General features: G+C 46.2%; 21 protein-coding genes and 1 pseudogene. 8 read left to right on the forward strand and 14 right to left on the reverse strand.

Going from position 1 to position 16025, the window contains the following annotated elements; genetic code table 11:
- Positions 1-17 precede the first annotated feature (17 nt).
- The 4 genes from LEPBO_RS0131470 (at position 18) to LEPBO_RS44655 (ending at position 2527) form a co-directional block, all read left to right on the forward strand.
- Entirely contained in the window at positions 18-1160 is a 1143-nt protein-coding gene (locus LEPBO_RS0131470) for an IS4 family transposase (protein WP_017285525.1), read from the forward strand.
- 112 nt (positions 1161-1272) lie between these two features.
- Positions 1273-1542 carry a hypothetical protein gene (locus LEPBO_RS38935; protein ID WP_071596254.1) on the forward strand — a complete coding sequence of 90 codons (270 nt, stop codon included), beginning with the start codon at positions 1273-1275 and terminating at the stop codon, positions 1540-1542.
- A 28-nt stretch (positions 1543-1570) separates the two neighbouring features.
- Positions 1571-2362, forward strand: coding sequence for an endonuclease/exonuclease/phosphatase family protein (locus tag LEPBO_RS0131480; RefSeq protein WP_017291584.1), 792 nt, complete (start codon positions 1571-1573; stop codon positions 2360-2362).
- Between the two features lie 36 nt (positions 2363-2398).
- Positions 2399-2527 (forward strand): hypothetical protein, encoded by a 129-nt coding sequence (locus LEPBO_RS44655; protein ID WP_263970852.1) that lies wholly within the window; start codon positions 2399-2401, stop codon positions 2525-2527.
- A gap of 72 nt (positions 2528-2599) precedes the next feature.
- On the opposite strand, the gene LEPBO_RS43120 is transcribed toward LEPBO_RS44655, so the two are convergent.
- The gene (locus LEPBO_RS43120; protein ID WP_154660846.1) at positions 2600-2770 is read right to left on the reverse strand and encodes a hypothetical protein; all 171 of its coding nucleotides are present in this window, start codon (positions 2768-2770) and stop codon (positions 2600-2602) included.
- A 103-nt stretch (positions 2771-2873) separates the two neighbouring features.
- Between LEPBO_RS43120 and LEPBO_RS0131490 the strand changes: the two genes are divergently transcribed.
- A complete protein-coding gene (locus LEPBO_RS0131490) occupies positions 2874-4172 on the forward strand; it encodes a PDDEXK-like family protein (protein WP_017291586.1) in 1299 nt (432 codons plus the stop codon).
- Positions 4173-4225: 53 nt separating this feature from the next.
- On the opposite strand, the pseudogene LEPBO_RS42590 reads toward LEPBO_RS0131490, so the two are convergent.
- The 4 genes and pseudogenes from LEPBO_RS42590 to LEPBO_RS42595 all read right to left on the reverse strand — a co-directional run.
- Positions 4226-4321: pseudogene (locus LEPBO_RS42590) on the reverse strand (IS6 family transposase); the annotation flags it as partial.
- A 174-nt stretch (positions 4322-4495) separates the two neighbouring features.
- Positions 4496-4921: a hypothetical protein gene (locus tag LEPBO_RS0131495; RefSeq protein WP_026149061.1), complete on the reverse strand. Its 426-nt coding sequence runs from the start codon at positions 4919-4921 to the stop codon at positions 4496-4498.
- 934 nt (positions 4922-5855) lie between these two features.
- A complete protein-coding gene (locus LEPBO_RS0131500; RefSeq protein ID WP_036047078.1) occupies positions 5856-6908 on the reverse strand; it encodes a PDDEXK nuclease domain-containing protein in 1053 nt (350 codons plus the stop codon).
- A 16-nt stretch (positions 6909-6924) separates the two neighbouring features.
- A complete protein-coding gene (locus tag LEPBO_RS42595) occupies positions 6925-7110 on the reverse strand; it encodes a hypothetical protein (protein ID WP_144056413.1) in 186 nt (61 codons plus the stop codon).
- 279 nt (positions 7111-7389) lie between these two features.
- On the opposite strand from LEPBO_RS42595, the gene LEPBO_RS42600 reads away from it, so the two are divergent.
- Positions 7390-7617, forward strand: a complete 228-nt coding sequence (locus LEPBO_RS42600) for a hypothetical protein (RefSeq protein ID WP_144056414.1) — start codon at positions 7390-7392, stop codon at positions 7615-7617.
- Positions 7618-7696: 79 nt separating this feature from the next.
- Here LEPBO_RS42600 and LEPBO_RS0131510 read toward each other — a convergent pair whose 3' ends face one another.
- The gene (locus LEPBO_RS0131510) at positions 7697-8887 is read right to left on the reverse strand and encodes a glutathionylspermidine synthase family protein (RefSeq protein ID WP_017291590.1); all 1191 of its coding nucleotides are present in this window, start codon (positions 8885-8887) and stop codon (positions 7697-7699) included.
- Between the two features lie 142 nt (positions 8888-9029).
- A complete protein-coding gene (locus tag LEPBO_RS0131520) occupies positions 9030-10199 on the reverse strand; it encodes a hypothetical protein (RefSeq protein WP_017291592.1) in 1170 nt (389 codons plus the stop codon).
- Positions 10200-10374: 175 nt separating this feature from the next.
- Between LEPBO_RS0131520 and LEPBO_RS43125 the strand changes: the two genes are divergently transcribed.
- Positions 10375-10527, forward strand: a complete 153-nt coding sequence (locus tag LEPBO_RS43125; protein WP_154660847.1) for a hypothetical protein — start codon at positions 10375-10377, stop codon at positions 10525-10527.
- Between the two features lie 268 nt (positions 10528-10795).
- On the opposite strand, the gene LEPBO_RS0131530 is transcribed toward LEPBO_RS43125, so the two are convergent.
- The 7 genes from LEPBO_RS0131530 to LEPBO_RS42605 form a co-directional block, all read right to left on the reverse strand.
- Positions 10796-11158 carry a hypothetical protein gene (locus LEPBO_RS0131530; protein ID WP_017291594.1) on the reverse strand — a complete coding sequence of 121 codons (363 nt, stop codon included), beginning with the start codon at positions 11156-11158 and terminating at the stop codon, positions 10796-10798.
- 168 nt (positions 11159-11326) lie between these two features.
- Positions 11327-11728 (reverse strand): DUF6876 family protein, encoded by a 402-nt coding sequence (locus LEPBO_RS38940; RefSeq protein ID WP_017291595.1) that lies wholly within the window; start codon positions 11726-11728, stop codon positions 11327-11329.
- Between the two features lie 118 nt (positions 11729-11846).
- On the reverse strand, positions 11847-12566 hold the full coding sequence (locus LEPBO_RS38945; protein ID WP_081614818.1) for a JAB domain-containing protein: 720 nt from the start codon (positions 12564-12566) through the stop codon (positions 11847-11849).
- A 126-nt stretch (positions 12567-12692) separates the two neighbouring features.
- On the reverse strand, positions 12693-13187 hold the full coding sequence (locus LEPBO_RS43725; protein ID WP_017291597.1) for a zincin-like metallopeptidase domain-containing protein: 495 nt from the start codon (positions 13185-13187) through the stop codon (positions 12693-12695).
- Positions 13157-13612, reverse strand: coding sequence for an ArdC-like ssDNA-binding domain-containing protein (locus tag LEPBO_RS43730; protein WP_051077906.1), 456 nt, complete (start codon positions 13610-13612; stop codon positions 13157-13159). The genes LEPBO_RS43725 and LEPBO_RS43730 overlap by 31 nt, the downstream gene beginning before the upstream one ends.
- A 229-nt stretch (positions 13613-13841) precedes the next feature.
- Positions 13842-13985, reverse strand: a complete 144-nt coding sequence (locus tag LEPBO_RS43130) for a hypothetical protein (RefSeq protein ID WP_017291598.1) — start codon at positions 13983-13985, stop codon at positions 13842-13844.
- Positions 13986-14065: 80 nt separating this feature from the next.
- Positions 14066-14284 carry a hypothetical protein gene (locus LEPBO_RS42605; RefSeq protein WP_144056415.1) on the reverse strand — a complete coding sequence of 73 codons (219 nt, stop codon included), beginning with the start codon at positions 14282-14284 and terminating at the stop codon, positions 14066-14068.
- 621 nt (positions 14285-14905) lie between these two features.
- Between LEPBO_RS42605 and LEPBO_RS0131560 the strand changes: the two genes are divergently transcribed.
- Positions 14906-15442: a hypothetical protein gene (locus tag LEPBO_RS0131560; RefSeq protein ID WP_017291600.1), complete on the forward strand. Its 537-nt coding sequence runs from the start codon at positions 14906-14908 to the stop codon at positions 15440-15442.
- The last annotated feature ends 583 nt before the right edge of the window (positions 15443-16025 follow it).

Genomic DNA, 16025 nt, shown 5'->3' on the forward strand with positions numbered 1-16025 from the left:
CCCCATCAATCTAAAAGATGTTGCCCTCATTCTATCAAACCTGTTTACAATCGCAATTAACGGAAGCGCAATTTGTGACGCTAGAAATCTTGGTCGAACTGTTGCAAAAAGAGCGAAGAATTACGATTGAACGGATAGCGACCCTGTTTCCGCAACCGATTCTATTTGAGAGCAGACGGCGGAATATTCAGCGATTCTTGAGTCTGCCGCAACTGACTCCACAAGCGATCTGGTTTCCGATTGTCAAGCAGTGGATCAAACGACATTACTCAGGTAGAACTCCGCTTCACCTGGTGGTTGACCGGACGCAATGGCAAAACCATAACTTGATCATGGTGAGTCTTGTATACCAGAAGCGGGCAATCCCATTGCACTGGATGTGGCTGAACAAGCAAGGACAGAGTTCGCTGGCTGAACAACGAAAAGTGTTATGTCCGGTATTTCATCTGTTGAAAAAGTATCGCTTCATTTTGCTCGGAGACCGTGAGTTTCACAGTATCGAGCTTGCTGCTTGGTGTGTGGAAAAACAAGTCAAATTCGTGTTCCGTTTACCGAAAAGTACGACCATCAAACCGAATGACAGCGATGCGTTTACTCGCCTCGACGATTTGCCACAAACGCCCGGAATCACTGAGCAATATCTGCACATTCAAGTCACGCAAAATCGCGGGTTCGGCAAGCATAATTTAGTCTTGCGCCAAAAACGCGCCTACCGTCAATCGAATTCTGATGCTTGGTATCTGCTGACCAATCTCGTCGGTGCCGAACAAACTCTGAAAGCTTACTCTAATCGCTTCTCCATTGAGCCGCTGTTCAAAGACTACAAATCCGGTGGCTATCATCTCGAAGATTGCCATGCCGATTCACGCCGATTCAATGCACTACTGGTTCTGATTGCCATTGCTTATTCGCTCTCAACGCTTCAGGGACGACGCATTCGCCAAAAGCAAGTGCAATGCTACGTCGGTCGAGTCAAGGAGCCGAAGCGAACCCGAAACCGACATAGCAATTTCTGGATTGGCTTGTATGGCAGGTTGTGGATTGAACCCTTGCAATTGTGGTCAACTCTGGCGACCAAGTTGATGGCACTCAAGCCGCAAAAACGTCCCTTTTTTCAGCGAGGTCTCAATGCCATTTCCTTGATCCAGTCTGCTCTCTAGCTTCGTTGTCACCCCTTGAGACTTTGAGGTCTTTAGCGAGGTCGAAAAGCTCCGAGGCGGAAAGGCGATCGAAGTTTTCATTTATGCGTCTCATGCCAAGGGTGAGCAACCCTTGAACCCAGAAGTCACTTGGCGAGGGCTGTATGTGGGCTATGTCGCTTCTCGTCGAGGTCGTTATCCAGGTAAATCCATCTACCGCCCTCAATCCACAGTGACGGATACGCCAACCTGGGCTGTGTTTTGGGAGGTACAGGAGTTGGAACTGCTTCAGAAATCCATTCCGATTGGTAACTTGCGTGGGAAGAATAAGAAAGCAAATTATGGAGCACGATTCATTCCAGAAGGTCCCGTTTTGATTGAACACCCGGCAGTCCGACTCTGATGGAATTCGTAAAGTAGAAGAACCAGCCATGAAAATCGCAACCTACAATCTTCGATATGGTGGAAAGGCGGGTCAGCGCGTCCACTGGAGTCAAATTTTTGAGGTTGCGAATCCCGATATCTTCCTGGTTCAGGAGACCTGTCATCCCCAACAGTACGTGACCAGCCGATTTTGGGAGAGTCACTGGCATCAGGTGCAGTGGGCAAAGGTTGGAAACAATACTTGGGGGAGCGCAGTCTTTGTCCGATCTGGCTCGGTCAAAAAGATTGAGGTTCCCCAGTTTGAGGGGAATGTGGTCGGGGTAGAGGTGGAAGGCGTTGCGTGGTCAGCTGTTCGAGCACAGAAGCTACGGGTGATTAGCATCCATGCACCAGCCCCGTATAAACCCTCCATGAATCGAATCCTTGATTGGCTTGCCACCCTCACTAATGATGCAGATCTGATCATCGGGGGTGACTTTAACCTGACGGTTGGGGTGCGTCATCCGGGTGAACAGCAACAGGATCAGGATTTATGGTTGCTGAAGCGATTGCGGAAAGAGTTTGGCTTGATGAGTTGTTGGCAGGCAGCAAACCCGAACCGTAATCTTACTCAAACTTTACGTTGGAGCCGAGATAAAGTGACTCCCTATCACTGTGATGGCATCTTTGTTCCGGCTGCATGGTATCGCTATTTGGATAAATGTGAGGTACTGACATCTCCAATGTGGGAGGAACTGAGTGACCATAATCCGGTCATTGCAACTTTTTCTGAAGAATCGAATCCGTCTGCTGATACTCCCCTATCTGATATAACTCTCCTTTCTACCCTGCCGTCTTAACTGTCTAAGTCTACTGCACGTCATCACGCTGAATGGTTGTCGCTGGTTGAAGCATCGGGTTCATTTCTGAGCCTGCCTGTGCTGCTCAAGGTATTCCCCACAGGCTTAGATGCTCATGATCCGGAGCATTTGAAGCTGCTGCGATCAACATCTGAAGAATGGTAGGACAATCAGTTTGGACTCAAGATCGAAATGAATCAAGCGGTTGAGATCGCTTATGGTTAGCAAGATCTCGACTTAGAGCACGACTTTCACCCAACCAAGCAAGGCATCCGCTTTACCATCAGCGAGACTGCACGGTGGGAAGTGCTCGAACATGAAGTGCGTTGAAGCATCGACTGTTGGAGTTGAACCATCAATGCTACGCCGAAGAAGTTGCCCAGAGCTTGCACGATAAAAAGAAGGCAAAAGGCAAGGGGCAGAAGGCAAAAGGGAAGACTAGTAAAAAGCAATGGCCGGATGTTGAACCAGACGAGCAACAACTCAAGCTGTTGTAACAGAGTGAATGCGTATGACTGAACTAACCCGTGATTCACAAAGCGACTCCCAAAAAACACCAGCAATTCCAGAAACAGAGCCAATTCACATGACGCTTGAAGAACAGAGAGCAATCCTTGAGAAATTTATTATCCACAATCCCGACCTGGAAGCCCTAGAAGCAAAAATATCTCAGTTCAATATTTTTGAAGCCGTTGGCATGGTTCGCCAGGAAATCAAGCATTCCAACTTCATTCAATTTCTCCTCAACCCCTCCGAGAAACATCGACTCGGTGATCTCTTCCTGAAAAAACTCCTGATCGCCATCCTCGCCGATGCCGAAAAAGCCCCTATAGATAGCCTTGATATCGCTCGCTCCGATTTCTCCGATGCCGAGATTCGGCGCGAATGGAAGAACATCGATCTCTTGATTTATTCGCCCATCAACTCCTTCGTTTGCGTCATCGAAAACAAAGTAGATGCCGTAGAAAGTCCCAATCAACTCCGCACCTACGAGGATGTGGTTGCCAAAGAGTTTCGAAACTGCAAAAAAATGTTTGTTTTTCTCACTAGAGAAGGTTCAGCAGCCTCTCGCCCTCGATGGATCTCCTTCGCTTATGGAGCGATCGCAGAGATCATCGAAACCGTATGTAACGAGCGAAGATCAAGCCTTACAGATGATATTTACATCGCAATACGCCATTACGTTGATTTAGTCAGGAGACATATTATGCGCGAGTCCGACATTGCTGAACTGTGCCGCAAAATATACAAACAGCACCGTCAAGCGATCGATCTGATCTACGAGCATCGCCCTGATATGCGATCAGATGTCGAAGACTACATAAAACAACTTATCCAGGAGTTTTCTCAAGCAGAAAATATTGATTTAGACTCCATTGACAAACGATACATTCGAGTCGCTCCAAAGGAGTGGGATGGCATGGCATTTCAAAAGACTTGCTCTGGCTGGACAGGGAGCGATCGAATCTTCCTCTTTGAGTTTTGGAACGAGCCTCAAAATCTCTGTGTTCATCTAGTAATTGGTCCTGGAAGGATGGAAATCAAGCAAGCGATTTATCAAGAACTAAACACGCTCAACATTAGCGGATTGAAAAGCAAATGTAAAATTGATGAATCAAAATGGAACCATATTGGTATTGTGCCAATTCTCGACATTTCAGACTATGAAGATGGGGATTTAGAAAGCTTACAAGAAAAAATTAGAGCATTCTGGCTGAAATACATCCAGGGCGATATGAAGGTGATCCGGGAGGCGATCGCTAATTGTGGTTTCTTGCGCTCCACAGGTAAGGCGCTGAATGAGAATTGATCGATTGGGAATTAAATTAGCCGAGGCAAAACAGGCAATCTTTAAAGACAAACACGAATCGCACAAGAGTAACGACAGTACCAGCGTACATTCAGCAAGATGATTTCTGGCAAGAAGTGCCGCCATTTGAACAAGAAGACAGTCGTCATTTGGAGTAAGGCCAGAGAAAATTGAGCTTCCACACCCTACCATTTTTGGGACACAACCAGGATCTCGTAATTTCGCTCCTATTAAAATAGGTTGCTTTTTGACAAAATTGGGAGACAGAGTGGATAGTTTTCAAAATATGGCAATACGGTACACCTTAGAGATAACTGAGCCAACTATTTACTACCTAGCAATAAGGAAATAGCACTGCCAGCAAGTGGAGCTAGGATTGAGATGCCTGTCTTTAAACTATCTGTTGCACCTAATTGAAGTTTGAGAAGTTCTTCTACCTTTTTCTGATTTGAATACCAATTCACCCACGAATCTGAAGCGTCTGAATTGAATGATGGCTTTGGATAGGTGGAGCCGCAAATTTCGCGCCCTTTGGACTGGAAAGCGATAAAGGTTGGGATATAAACAAGTGTCAGGAGCGCTGTCGTATATAGCCCATAAAGTAACACCATCTCGGCTGGAAAATTTACTGACTTGGCTACTTTAATACAAGCCAAAGAAAGTGTATCTGATTTTGCCCAAGCAATAAGAGTATTACGCAATGCACCTGAACCTAATGTTGCAGCACTGATGCCTGTTCCAGCAATCACAAGAAAGAACTGTAGGCGGTCTCGAAGGTCAAGAAAATGCAAGATTGTGCTTGTAGTAGGCTGTCCAATATAACTAATTTTTCCCAGAGCAGCTTGAACAAGCTAAATCCCGACACACGCTGGAGCCATTATGAGGCAAAATGCTATTAACGTCAGGATGCTGATTTTGTAGATATGGCTCTGAAGTGGGGAGCCAGTACGAAAAGGAACTGCATAGAGTAATCCGAAAAACAATAACGCTAGTATAAAAAGAGATAGAAAAATTTCTTTGCAATTACCCTTAAAGTTTGGCTTAAGAGCAACCAACGCACTCCATAATGGCTTACTTAAAATAAACCAAAGTGCAGTCTGCATACCAATCAAGCAGTGCTATACACTGGATAATGGGTTGGTTTGAATAAAATGCTTACTACATTCCTCAGAGATAGCACCGAAACGAATTAGTTCGTAACCTATCAAAAAACCAATTGCACTCAGAATCATCACTGTAGAATTTTTGGCAGTCAAAAGCTTAGCCATCTAACTCTATTTAACGCGTTTTGAACGTCATACTATTTTCTACCGAGGTTTCCCTGAATTGATTATATGGACAGATTTTGTATCATTTCTGATTCAATCTGCTGTTTCAGTCAAGAATCAGCATAATCTCTCCAGAAGCAATTATTTCTTTAAATCATTAGATCATGATACTCATTTGGCTGTTGCGCCAATTTATTCTGAGTCATGTCTCGTATTATCTCACTCAGCGAAGTTGGCTTCCTGAACTCATTCTTTCTTCATAAAAAGGTGAAAATGCAGTTGGAACAATTAGCAGCAGTCATTTCTATGTCTGCTCAGAAGACGAGCGTTTATTGATAGATACATTCAATTTCAAGATGCGATCGCAGTTCATCGCGGTTCGTTCCATGTATTAGCAGTTAATGGGATCAACTGCTCAGCTTGGGTCTACATCAATCTCTGCTTCTAGGGCGGTTGCAGCAGACTCCAATTCCTGTTCCAATTCTTCGATCGAAGGCAACGTTGATTTAAACTGATCTGGTACTCGATGAGTCGAAACTCCGATCGGAGTGCTGACATTACGCAGTGCATACTCCACAGTCGTCTTAGATTTTGAACGACAGAGAATCAGCCCGATCGTTGGTTGGTCGTCAGGATGTCGCAGCAAATCATCCACTGCGGACACATAAAAATTCATCTGCCCTGAATACGCAGGCTCGAAATCGCCCATCTTCAACTCGATCACAATGTAACAGCGAAGCTTGACATGGTAGAAAAGCAGATCGATTTTGTACTCCTTCCCATCAACCACGATCGGGAATTGGTTGCCCATGAAAGAGAAGCCAACCCCCAACTCTAGGAGAAATTCGCGTATGTGAGAGACAAGTGCCTGCTCTAACTCGCGCTCCAAAGCCCCTTCGCTCAGCGTGATAAAGTCCATCATGTACGGGTCTTTAATTAAGGACTGCGCGAGATCGGACTGAGATGGCGGTAGGGTTTGAGCAAAATTGGTGATGGCACTGCCCTGGCGCTGATGAAGATTGCTCTCAATCTGGTGGATTAAGACATTCCGACTCCAGCCGTATTCAATTGCTTTACAAGCGTACCAAAGCCGCGCCTCTGGGTCTTTGACCATATCTAGAAGCCGCACGTTGTGACCCCACGGAATTTGTCCAACAACCTGTTGGACAAATTGCTCATCAGGATATGCTTCAGCAAAAGCCCGCATGTACGTGAGATTTGAGCGTGAAAACCCCTTCATCTGAGGAAAATCTCGCTTCAGGTCTTTTGCCAATCGTTCAATGACCTTTGCTCCCCAACCCTCTTGCCTCTGGCGATGGAGAATTTCTCGTCCGATATGCCAATAGAGAAGTATTAACTCACGGTTTACCGAGAGGACGGCTCGCAGTTGCGCTGTGCGAATGCGTTCCTTCAGTAGGCGAAGAAACTCATCATAATCGTCGGGGAGAAAGGAAAGTTGTCGGGGCAAAGGAAGCTTCCTTGAATTATGGCGAACAAGCCTTTGGATCGTGCCATAGAACGGAGCCTTCATTCCAGATGCGATCGCTTCTCAAGCCCGATATTTCTCCAGTCATTTCTTGCACCGTTAGTGCGAGTATTTGAGCTAGAATCTCGCCCGTTTCGCACAACATTAAGGTGGGATATTGGGAGAATACGATATTTTCTGCCATTCTTCTTCTCAGTGTCCTCCTTCCCTGCCCCGCAATCTCGGCTAGTCAAGTCACTGGCATAATGAGTGTGGTTGATGGAGATACGCTCAAAGTGAAAAACAAAGAATTCGTCTCAAAGGCGTGGATAGCCCAGACCAGCAACAGATTTTCTGATTTAACAAGCGGGTCTGGAACTGCGGCAAACACGTGAAAGCTACCCTGCACGTTAATTGGTGCAAACTCTTTGCGCTGCGGGGTAACGGGCAAAGATCGATATTAAACGCTCTGTCGCGATTTGCAATGTTGGCGACCTCAACCCAATGGCTGGTTCAGAATGGTTGGGCAGTATCTTTCCCGGACTACAAGGCGAACAAACTACGAAAGCCGCACAGCGGGGCATCTAGATATCACAGTTCACTCCACCCAAAGATTGGCGTAAGCAGAATCGCCAAAATTGTCCCACCCTGGACAATTCGCGATCGCATCAACAATGGTGCAAGTGCTTCTTACGCTCGCTCGCCTTTCTAGCTGTGTGAAAAACTAACTGTCTCTAGCTCATGAAGACCCAAAATTCGGTACGATAACCTCACTCAACATTGGCACGCCGTTATGAGTGAGAGAAGCAGACGGGAAGGAACTTTGACAGATTCCCGATGACTGCATCCCCAACCCTAGCTGAAATGCCTGCGGCAACTCCATTCATTAAGAAGCATGACAGCTGCAATGTTGCTGACTCACCTTCAAGCTCTACCGTTGGTAAATCAACGTATTTCTGGTAAATCTTAGGAAAAACAGCATACTCTGCTGAAGCGTTGTAGAGGACTGCACCTGCTTCTTTGACAATTTCCACCTCCTGTCCTTCTCTTCCAAATGTTGGCTTACTCACGTAAGGCACTGAAATCGAATCAGGAGTCATTGCCGTGGGTAGAAAATGCCGATGGACGATTGCAGAGAGTGGATGATCAATTTGATTGCCCCACGCTTCAGTAATGAGTGCTAACAATGCCTTGTTTTGCAGTACGAATGAAGAAATAGGATTAATCAAAGCAACTTTGCGATCGAAGACTAAAGGCTCTAGATAATCCCATAATCCAATTCCACTGACTGGATCTGCATCTTCAATCATCCATTCTGTTGGATAAATCCGATAAATTAAATCGACAGGTTCATCGGTTTGATCGTAGATACCGTCTTCATCCATCGACAAAAACTCGATCGCGCAAAAGTGCGCGTCATAGTCACAGAGCGATCGTAGATACTCAACCGTCCCAATATCTTCGATCGCTTGAGACAAAGCTGAAAATACAATCCGACAGTCTTCAGGTCTTTTACCAATTGAATGTGCTGCAACTTCAATGTAATGATTTAGCTCTCGCCGCAAAATCGACTCAGCATCGGTGTTTACCCCCGCTCTACCAAAGTGCTGCGCCACTAGATCATCCATCTTGAACGTCTCAACGACAAACGTTGCGACTTCTGCATTACACTCCAGAAGATAAATCCCCGTTTTCGTGACTGCGAAATCACATCGAGCAATAAAGGGGGGCTGAGAACTGGTCCGAATCAAATCTAAAGTCTCGATCGGATACCCATATGCCAACAGCGTCTCATCATCGAACGTTTTCATGAATTCGCCTGCTGCCACCAAAACCCGCCAGACATCTTCTGCGGCTTGGCGAATGGCCTGAATGTTCTCAGAAGAAACAGGTAGCACATCAAAGCAAGCATATTCGTCCGTGTCATACCAGCTAAAACAATGCTGATATTGTTCATAAAACTGCGATCGTGTGAGCATCATGCACCTGCTCCTGAATCAATCGCTCCGACACGATCTACTTGTTCGTTTTTGCGAGAGCATTGAACGATACTCGTCCTCAGCAACTTTAACTGCATCGATTGAATTCCTCACATCACAACCTATAATTTGTCGATTGAATTCGCTAAGAACTTGCTCCACCAGAACGCGATGAACCCATTCCACTGACTCTAGCCCCCCCGCGATGATGGCCACGCACCGAAGTCCCGTCGCTGCGAGTATATCCTCGAACCCAGGTGGTGCTGCTTCCACTGCTTCCACGGAAGCTGCTACTTCTACGTTGGCGGTAACGGGAATAAAAGCCTGTCGAAGTATCTGGCACTGAAACGATCGTAACGTCTGTATCATCAACGAACTCTGCCCCATCGACTTCAGGCTCAGCTTGTGCTGTAAGGATATCGATTGGATTCTCCAAATCCAGACTCACATCATAGCCGCACAAACTTGTACTGGTTGAATCGACTTCAGTCAGTTGATACCGACCCTGACAATTTCTGATTTGAGTGATCGCTTCATCCAGCTTACGGATGTTAGTTTGATGTGAGGTTGCTAGGAGTTGGGCATCAGAGTAAACGGTTGTCGTTTCTGCAATCTTGTTGAGACGCTCTAGCGAGCGTTGCCACTGAGTTCGCGCATTCAAGAGTTCTACAAGTTGATAGGGGCGAGTTTGAATCGCTTTTTTTGCTTGCTCCACTGAAGCAATGACCCGATCAACTTCCTTGAATGCCTGAGATTCAGCCATCCATTGCGTATCGGCAATCTTGAAGTTGATGCGACAGGCTTCAAGTCCTGTCTTTGCTTGTGTTGACACAAATGAAGTGGCGGGAATCTTGTCCAGTAGAGTAATGGCTTGCTGCCATCGCTCTCTAGCTTGTTGCCACACTTCTGCTGGATGCGGCGAATTTTTGACCATCTCTGCGGCTTCAGAGTCAAATTTGAGTGCAGCAGCAAGATCGGCTGAGGCTTTCTCCTCGCGCTGAATACGAGCGCTGACTGCCTCAAATAGTGGACGCAATCTTGCAAGCTCAGTCTTCGCTCGATCCGACTCAAATCCTGGAAAATTTGGGATTGCCTCTAGACCTGATATCGTGCCTTGCAGCTTCGTCTGGGACTGCTTCAAAGCGTCTAAGTTCGGGGCTTGATTTGGGTCTCCAATCTCGTTGACAAGAGAAGCGACCTGACTGAATGTTTTTTGCTGATTGGCATAAGCCTGAGCAAATCTAGTCCCTTGGGAAATACCAAACCAGCTTAGAACAGCGGCAGTTGCAATGATGACAAATTGCTTCAGTTTCATAGAAGCGATGAGAATTCAAGTGAACGGGGACTAAATCAGACAATTTGGATAAAACCAGCTTGTTATCTTGACACTAGGATTCCCAGTCTTTGGCTTAATCTACAGCAGTCATGAAGTGCAGGGACTCGCATCAATGTCCTATTGCAATTTGCGATGTTAGTGATCTCAATCAATAATGAGTTCAAAATGCTGGGCAGTACTCTCGGCTGATGTGGGTTGCCTACATCTACAATCAATGGCAGCGATCCGCCCGATTTTCGAGCCTGCGATCGAGCTTCGTCGAGTTACAGTGATTCACCCTTCTAAACATGATGATCCCCGAAATTAGAAGCACGACGAGGCATCGAGTGGTGCGACCGTCTTTCGATGCTGAGAAATCTGGAAACGGCAGTGAATTAGAGCATCATGACGATTGAACATCCGATAGAAATCTCTAATCAAGCCGAGGCGCACGATTCCCAAGAGAATTGCAACTCCCCGTCGGTTTCATCAAGGCAACGATCGCTTTTCTTGTGTAATAAGGGAGCTATTTCGGATTTATTACACAAGAAAACTGAAATTTCTTTCTCATCCCGACGAACCTCTCTGATTTCAAGCTAGAGACGCTCTCCAATCATTGACTCAACCTGCTCTGGACGCAGAAACGTCCAGCAGGGATAACTTGCCTGTAAGCGATCCCAATCAAACTCAACTTGACTATATTCGGTTTCTGAGTCTGGAAGATGCTCTATCCACGTGAGCGATCGTGGGTCGAGATTGAAATCTTTCACGACGTTGGTCGCAAGCTGCTCTGCACAATTCGTGATTATCGTGCCGTTATCGCATCTAAGGTTCGAGATAATCACGATCGAGAGTTCTGGATGAACATTGAAGATGCGTAAGCGGCAACGAGACTCCCATTCGCCAAAGCGATCGCCGAACCCCTTCCAAACACAAGTTTGATCTACTGTATTTGCCATTCCAGTCTCTTTCTTTTTGCGATCGCCGATTCTGATTCACAGCAATTGTGCAAGCAAGCTGCTCCAGAAACAAATGCTGTGGATGAATCGTAGAGGACTAACCCAACCCTCACAATGGTGGGGGTTGGTGTTGATAGCGCCAAGTCATAATCAACACTAACCCTTCTTCTAGTACTCGGTTGGAAGCATGATCACAACAAGTTTATTTTCCAGACAAACCCAGAGCCGTTGTATGCGAAGTGGAAAATCCGTCCACTCTAGCTTCTCTTGGTAGACTACTTCATCTGTATCCTGCTCGCATCGCAACGTTGCCGATTCATTCTCATCAACTTGCAGAGTCCAGAACTGTATCTGCTGTAGCTGGGGATGGTTGCAGATTGCTGGATGCTTCTGAAGCAATGCGATCGTATCTAGCAGCCAAAAACATTGGGCTGTTTCTGCAAGAAACCGAACTCCATCGGTCAATAGCAAATTCGGAAAGAGGTGTGGATTGTAGCGATAGTAGATTTCATTGCCAATGAATTCAGCTAAGTGTTGGAGTTCTCGCTGTTTTTGTTCTTTGGTTTTCATAGAATATTCCAATCAAAAGGGCGAGACTCCTCCCCGTTGGTCAAGCGCCTCGCCGTAGACAGTTTCATACGATCGCATTCATTGCCGACCGCAATCTCTACTGATTTCATCGACCTTATCAACTACTGCGAAGTGCTAAACCCTGACTTTTGAAGCTGAGAAACCCTCGATGTCCAAAAATGATGTGATCTAGCAGCGGAATGCCGATGAGGTCAGCCGCATCACCGAGTCTTTCAGTCAGCCGCATGTCTTCTTTGCTAGGCGTGGTATCCCCCGATGGATGGTTGTGAGCAACAATCAGAGAGACCGCTCGATCGCTAATGGCATGGCTGAAAACTTCGCGGGGATGAATCTGACAGACATTGACAAGCCCAACGGTCAGCACTCGAACTTGCTTGACTTCATGAGCGCCATTGAGCGAGATCGAGATGAAATGCTCCTGCTCCTTGTGATTTAAGTAAGACAGCAGTTGCACCACATCTTCTGGTCCCCTTACCTTGGATGAGTGTGCCTGTAAGCGACGGCGAACTAATTCAAATGCTGCACTCAACGACGCGGCTCGATTGCTGCCAATCTTTCTGAGTGATCGTAGCGAATCGTAGAGAGCTTCTGGGGCGATCGTATCTATTACGGCCAGAATTTCCGCAGCAACCGACGGTCGATCGCTTGGGAGCATCAATGTTAGCAATTCAGTGTCGGATAGCCCTTCGACTCCATACCGCTCCAGCTTTTCTCTTGCAGTGAAAGGGGGTGAAGATTGACAGGTTTCTCGCTCTGCATACGCTGCATTTTCGGCAGCAAAGAGAGGAAGTTGATTCATGGCTCGGTTTGTTTTCATGAGTAGTTCCAATAAAAAAGGCGAGCCTTCCTACAGGAGTGTAGAAAGGTCTCGCCAAAGTTGTTTTCTTCAGTGAGCGATCGAAGTTTGTTTCTACTTCGATCGCTCGTGATTTTTCTTCTAGGGTTACGCGGCTTGCACTTGATTGCGTGCTGCGATTGAGCGCAAATAATCCGCTGCTTTCTGCGCGTGCGAGGCAGCGTTAAAGATTGCTTTTTTGTCGGTTTTGAGCAGGGTCAACCAACTTTGAATGTAAGCTGCATGGTCTGAGCGATGAGTTGTGCTAAATCCCAAAGTCGCGCAGAGAAACGCCGCTCCAAGTTCCGCAATCAATTCTTCAGCTGCATACGCTTCCGATCCAAAACGAGTACTGAGCGATCGGTTGAGCCGATGTGCCGCACCTGTCCAATGGGTGTATTCATGCGCTAGACAACTATAGTAGGGTTCAGCTGCGATGAATGCCTCAATCGGGGGCATCAATAACTCATCGGTTCTTGGTTGATAAGCGGCATGATTACTCTGACGCACTGTTCCACCCAGCGAATCAAAGAACTGATCCGCGATCGCAATCCGCTCTGGTCTCGATCTCTTCAGCGCTGATCCAAGGTCATAGCCATCCACTTGTTCTGCATTGAAAACCCTGTATCCACGAGCGAAGAGAACTTGCTTACCGACCACAGTTTTGCTTTCAACATCGCTGCTTCATCCGCATCCGGCTTGTCATCTCGATCGATTACCTTCCAAAAGACTACCAATGTGGATTTTTCACCCTTGCGAACCTGTGTCTTCTGTTCAGCCCACTGTTTGTATGTCCCCCATTCGGGTGATAAATACCCTCGTCGAATAGACTGACACCAGAGCATAAGCGTGTTGATGCCACGATAGTCTTTTTGACTATCAATGTTGCGAGGGAGTTCCGTAATGGAGTACCACGGCATCCTCCACCGCCCTACCCCAGCTTCGATCGCTTCAATAATCGCGTTTGTTACCTCCTGATAAATATCAAAGGTTTCTCCTTGTTTTTTTGTTGTAGTTGCAGTATCCATATTTCAGTTCCATATAAAGAAAAAAGGGAGACTAACGCGGCAACGTTGGTCTCCCTTGAACAATCCCAATACAAATCTCAGAGGTTGCCCGATGGCTTCCTCAATCATTCTTTAGTTGTTTTCATCCTTCTTTTCAAAAGTTGATCAATCATTGCGGGCAGACAAACTCTACTGCATTCGTCATCCGTTCCAACGACGCGATCGCAGGATGTAGCGTTCTGTAACATCGCTAGTGGAACAGATTGTAAATGAGCATACTCAGTAAATCTAAAAAGAATCCCGTGACCAAGCCGCCCATATAGATGAAGAACGATCGATCGTCATCCATGATGTTCTCCTGAAATTGAGTAAGCCAATATCGAAGTAAATTCATAACGTACTCCACTAAAAAAGGCGGAAGCGAAATTCTGCTTTACTGAAGCAAAATTCCACTTTCCGCTGAAAAGGTTATAGCTACTTACGACGGACATATCGCGTTAGGTGAAATCTTCGACCCACGATAAACCATGAGAGAAGAAAGCCTAACCAGAACCCTTGAGAAATGGTCTCCCAACCATCCTCATAGAGCCAATATAATCCGGCATAAAGTTGCTGAGGGTAGGTGACAACTAGACACAACGTGACTAGAATGCTTCCTACGAGAAAAAAGAGACGAATGTTTTGGTGTGACATTCAATCCTTACTGAAGGGAGTCTCAGAATAGTCTCTGATGACTCTCGTTTTTGCCAAAGTCGATCGCTCCTTGAGTGCTCGTAACACTCGAAGATTGAATCGACGCTCAATTCAATTCGTCAGTGCTTTACCAAGAATCCAAATGGATTTTTAGTAGGTGCTGACTCCTCGAACTTTAATCTTGAAACTGTAGCGAAGGTGATCCAATTGTAGGACTACTTGCGCTAATCACCTTTCATAATCAAACTGACAAGTATCACTAACATCATTGATTATAACAACAATTTTGGAATACGTTGGGTACGTGAAAACGATTTTAATGAACCGCTGTAGACACATGGAACGGTATAGAGCAGAGAGTATTTCAAGCACTAAGAAGGTGGAATTGTCTACAGGGTGTAGACACCCTCAAATCTTTTCCTGATAAGGCTTGAACGTTCATCGATCGCGCAATTTGTAAGTGCATGACGTGCCAGAGATTTTTTTCTCATTCTGTCTGAGGAAAATGGGTGAACGATCGCGGCGCTGAATTTGAAAAAAATTGAGTGAGATCGCGCTTTTCTCTTGATTCGCTGTGTCAGCTCGTTACCCTACTTGCTGTCCCTATGACAAGAGGTTTATATGGCTCATGATCAAGTGACAGAAGGATTTCAGTTCTGCACATCAGACTTCCAACCAGAATCGGATGTGCCTAGCTATGAGGCAGCTTTTGAGTTGGTGCAGAAAAGCTTTCAGCGGTTGCTGCACTATGCGTCTGAGGCAATTTCGATCGGGAACTTCAAGGTTAAAAAAGCTCGCGCCAATAGCGATCGATCGGGTGAATTCAAACAGGAGTTACAACTCGCGAACCGCAAGGGAGTGATTGTGTATTGCCAAGAATTCGTTCGTCGCTGCTTGCTTGACTACGAAAGTAGTTCGCTCTGTCAACTAAGGGCTTGTTCGCTTTCCGAGTTTGTAGAGTCGGTCGGCGTAGAACAATATGCGCTGCTGCTGCTCGATGCGCTTGCTACGGTTGAATGTGAGGAGGATATTCAAGATGAGATTGCGATCGTGATCGTGGAATCTCTCATGACTAAGGTTGGGAGCGATCGCGCTTCATTGATGGAATGTTGTTTCGACCACGGGCAGATCCTCTTGCGGGATACGGCTGTGACATGAGCTGGGATGATGGGGTGAGACTGTCTCATCCCATATTGGTTATTTTGGAGGGAAAGAAGTAGGGACATTTTTTGATCAGCGTTACAGAGGAAAGCTTCAACCGTGCTACTGATCTTTTCAAGACTCGATCGAACTCGGATTACCAGATCCTAATTCAGGCTCTGATGATGCGTTTGGGCTGCCATCTGGAATCTCATCTCCTTTCAAAATGACTACTTTGCCGTCTTACTATTCTGCGAACGGCTTTGCTGAACCGAAGGTTACGACTCACCGAGTTTCCGGTGGCGACTCAACGCCTGTGCGATTGCATCTTTGACCGCATCCTTGATCACTTGATGCCGGATTGTAATTTCGTCCTCATTCATAGGTTCTTCCTTGTATCCGAAGTCAGACTTCTTTTTTATTGTAGATAATAAGCGAACCGTGATCACTACGCTAAAAGCCATTTAGGAAGCGAATTGGATAGTAGTGAAATCAAGTGTAGGGAGGCTGGCAAGATGAATCAAGGGAGGCAGATGAAGTTGCTCAGACGTTTCTGAAATATCGACTAGATAGTGAGCGAACATCTCTTACAGGCTTCCTG

Origin of the sequence: Leptolyngbya boryana PCC 6306 (assembly GCF_000353285.1) — a bacterium.
GTDB classification, from domain to species: Bacteria; Cyanobacteriota; Cyanobacteriia; order Leptolyngbyales; family Leptolyngbyaceae; genus Leptolyngbya; species Leptolyngbya boryana.

Excerpts from the sequence above, each read along its gene's own strand:
- LEPBO_RS38945 (WP_081614818.1), bottom strand. The coding sequence starts at position 12,566 with ATGAAAACAAACCGAGCCATGAATCAACTTCCTCTCTTTGCTGCCGAA.
- LEPBO_RS0131530 (WP_017291594.1), bottom strand. The coding sequence starts at position 11,158 with ATGGCAAATACAGTAGATCAAACTTGTGTTTGGAAGGGGTTCGGCGAT.
- LEPBO_RS0131520 (WP_017291592.1), bottom strand. The coding sequence starts at position 10,199 with ATGAAACTGAAGCAATTTGTCATCATTGCAACTGCCGCTGTTCTAAGC.
- LEPBO_RS0131490 (WP_017291586.1), top strand. The coding sequence starts at position 2,874 with ATGACTGAACTAACCCGTGATTCACAAAGCGACTCCCAAAAAACACCA.
- LEPBO_RS0131510 (WP_017291590.1), bottom strand. The coding sequence starts at position 8,887 with ATGATGCTCACACGATCGCAGTTTTATGAACAATATCAGCATTGTTTT.
- LEPBO_RS42595 (WP_144056413.1), bottom strand. The coding sequence starts at position 7,110 with ATGGCAGAAAATATCGTATTCTCCCAATATCCCACCTTAATGTTGTGC.
- LEPBO_RS38940 (WP_017291595.1), bottom strand. The coding sequence starts at position 11,728 with ATGAAAACCAAAGAACAAAAACAGCGAGAACTCCAACACTTAGCTGAA.
- LEPBO_RS42605 (WP_144056415.1), bottom strand. The coding sequence starts at position 14,284 with ATGTCACACCAAAACATTCGTCTCTTTTTTCTCGTAGGAAGCATTCTA.
- LEPBO_RS0131480 (WP_017291584.1), top strand. The coding sequence starts at position 1,571 with ATGAAAATCGCAACCTACAATCTTCGATATGGTGGAAAGGCGGGTCAG.
- LEPBO_RS0131470 (WP_017285525.1), top strand. The coding sequence starts at position 18 with ATGTTGCCCTCATTCTATCAAACCTGTTTACAATCGCAATTAACGGAA.
- LEPBO_RS43125 (WP_154660847.1), top strand. The coding sequence starts at position 10,375 with ATGAGTTCAAAATGCTGGGCAGTACTCTCGGCTGATGTGGGTTGCCTA.
- LEPBO_RS43730 (WP_051077906.1), bottom strand. The coding sequence starts at position 13,612 with ATGGATACTGCAACTACAACAAAAAAACAAGGAGAAACCTTTGATATT.
- LEPBO_RS0131560 (WP_017291600.1), top strand. The coding sequence starts at position 14,906 with ATGGCTCATGATCAAGTGACAGAAGGATTTCAGTTCTGCACATCAGAC.
- LEPBO_RS43130 (WP_017291598.1), bottom strand. The coding sequence starts at position 13,985 with ATGAATTTACTTCGATATTGGCTTACTCAATTTCAGGAGAACATCATG.
- LEPBO_RS42600 (WP_144056414.1), top strand. The coding sequence starts at position 7,390 with ATGTTGGCGACCTCAACCCAATGGCTGGTTCAGAATGGTTGGGCAGTA.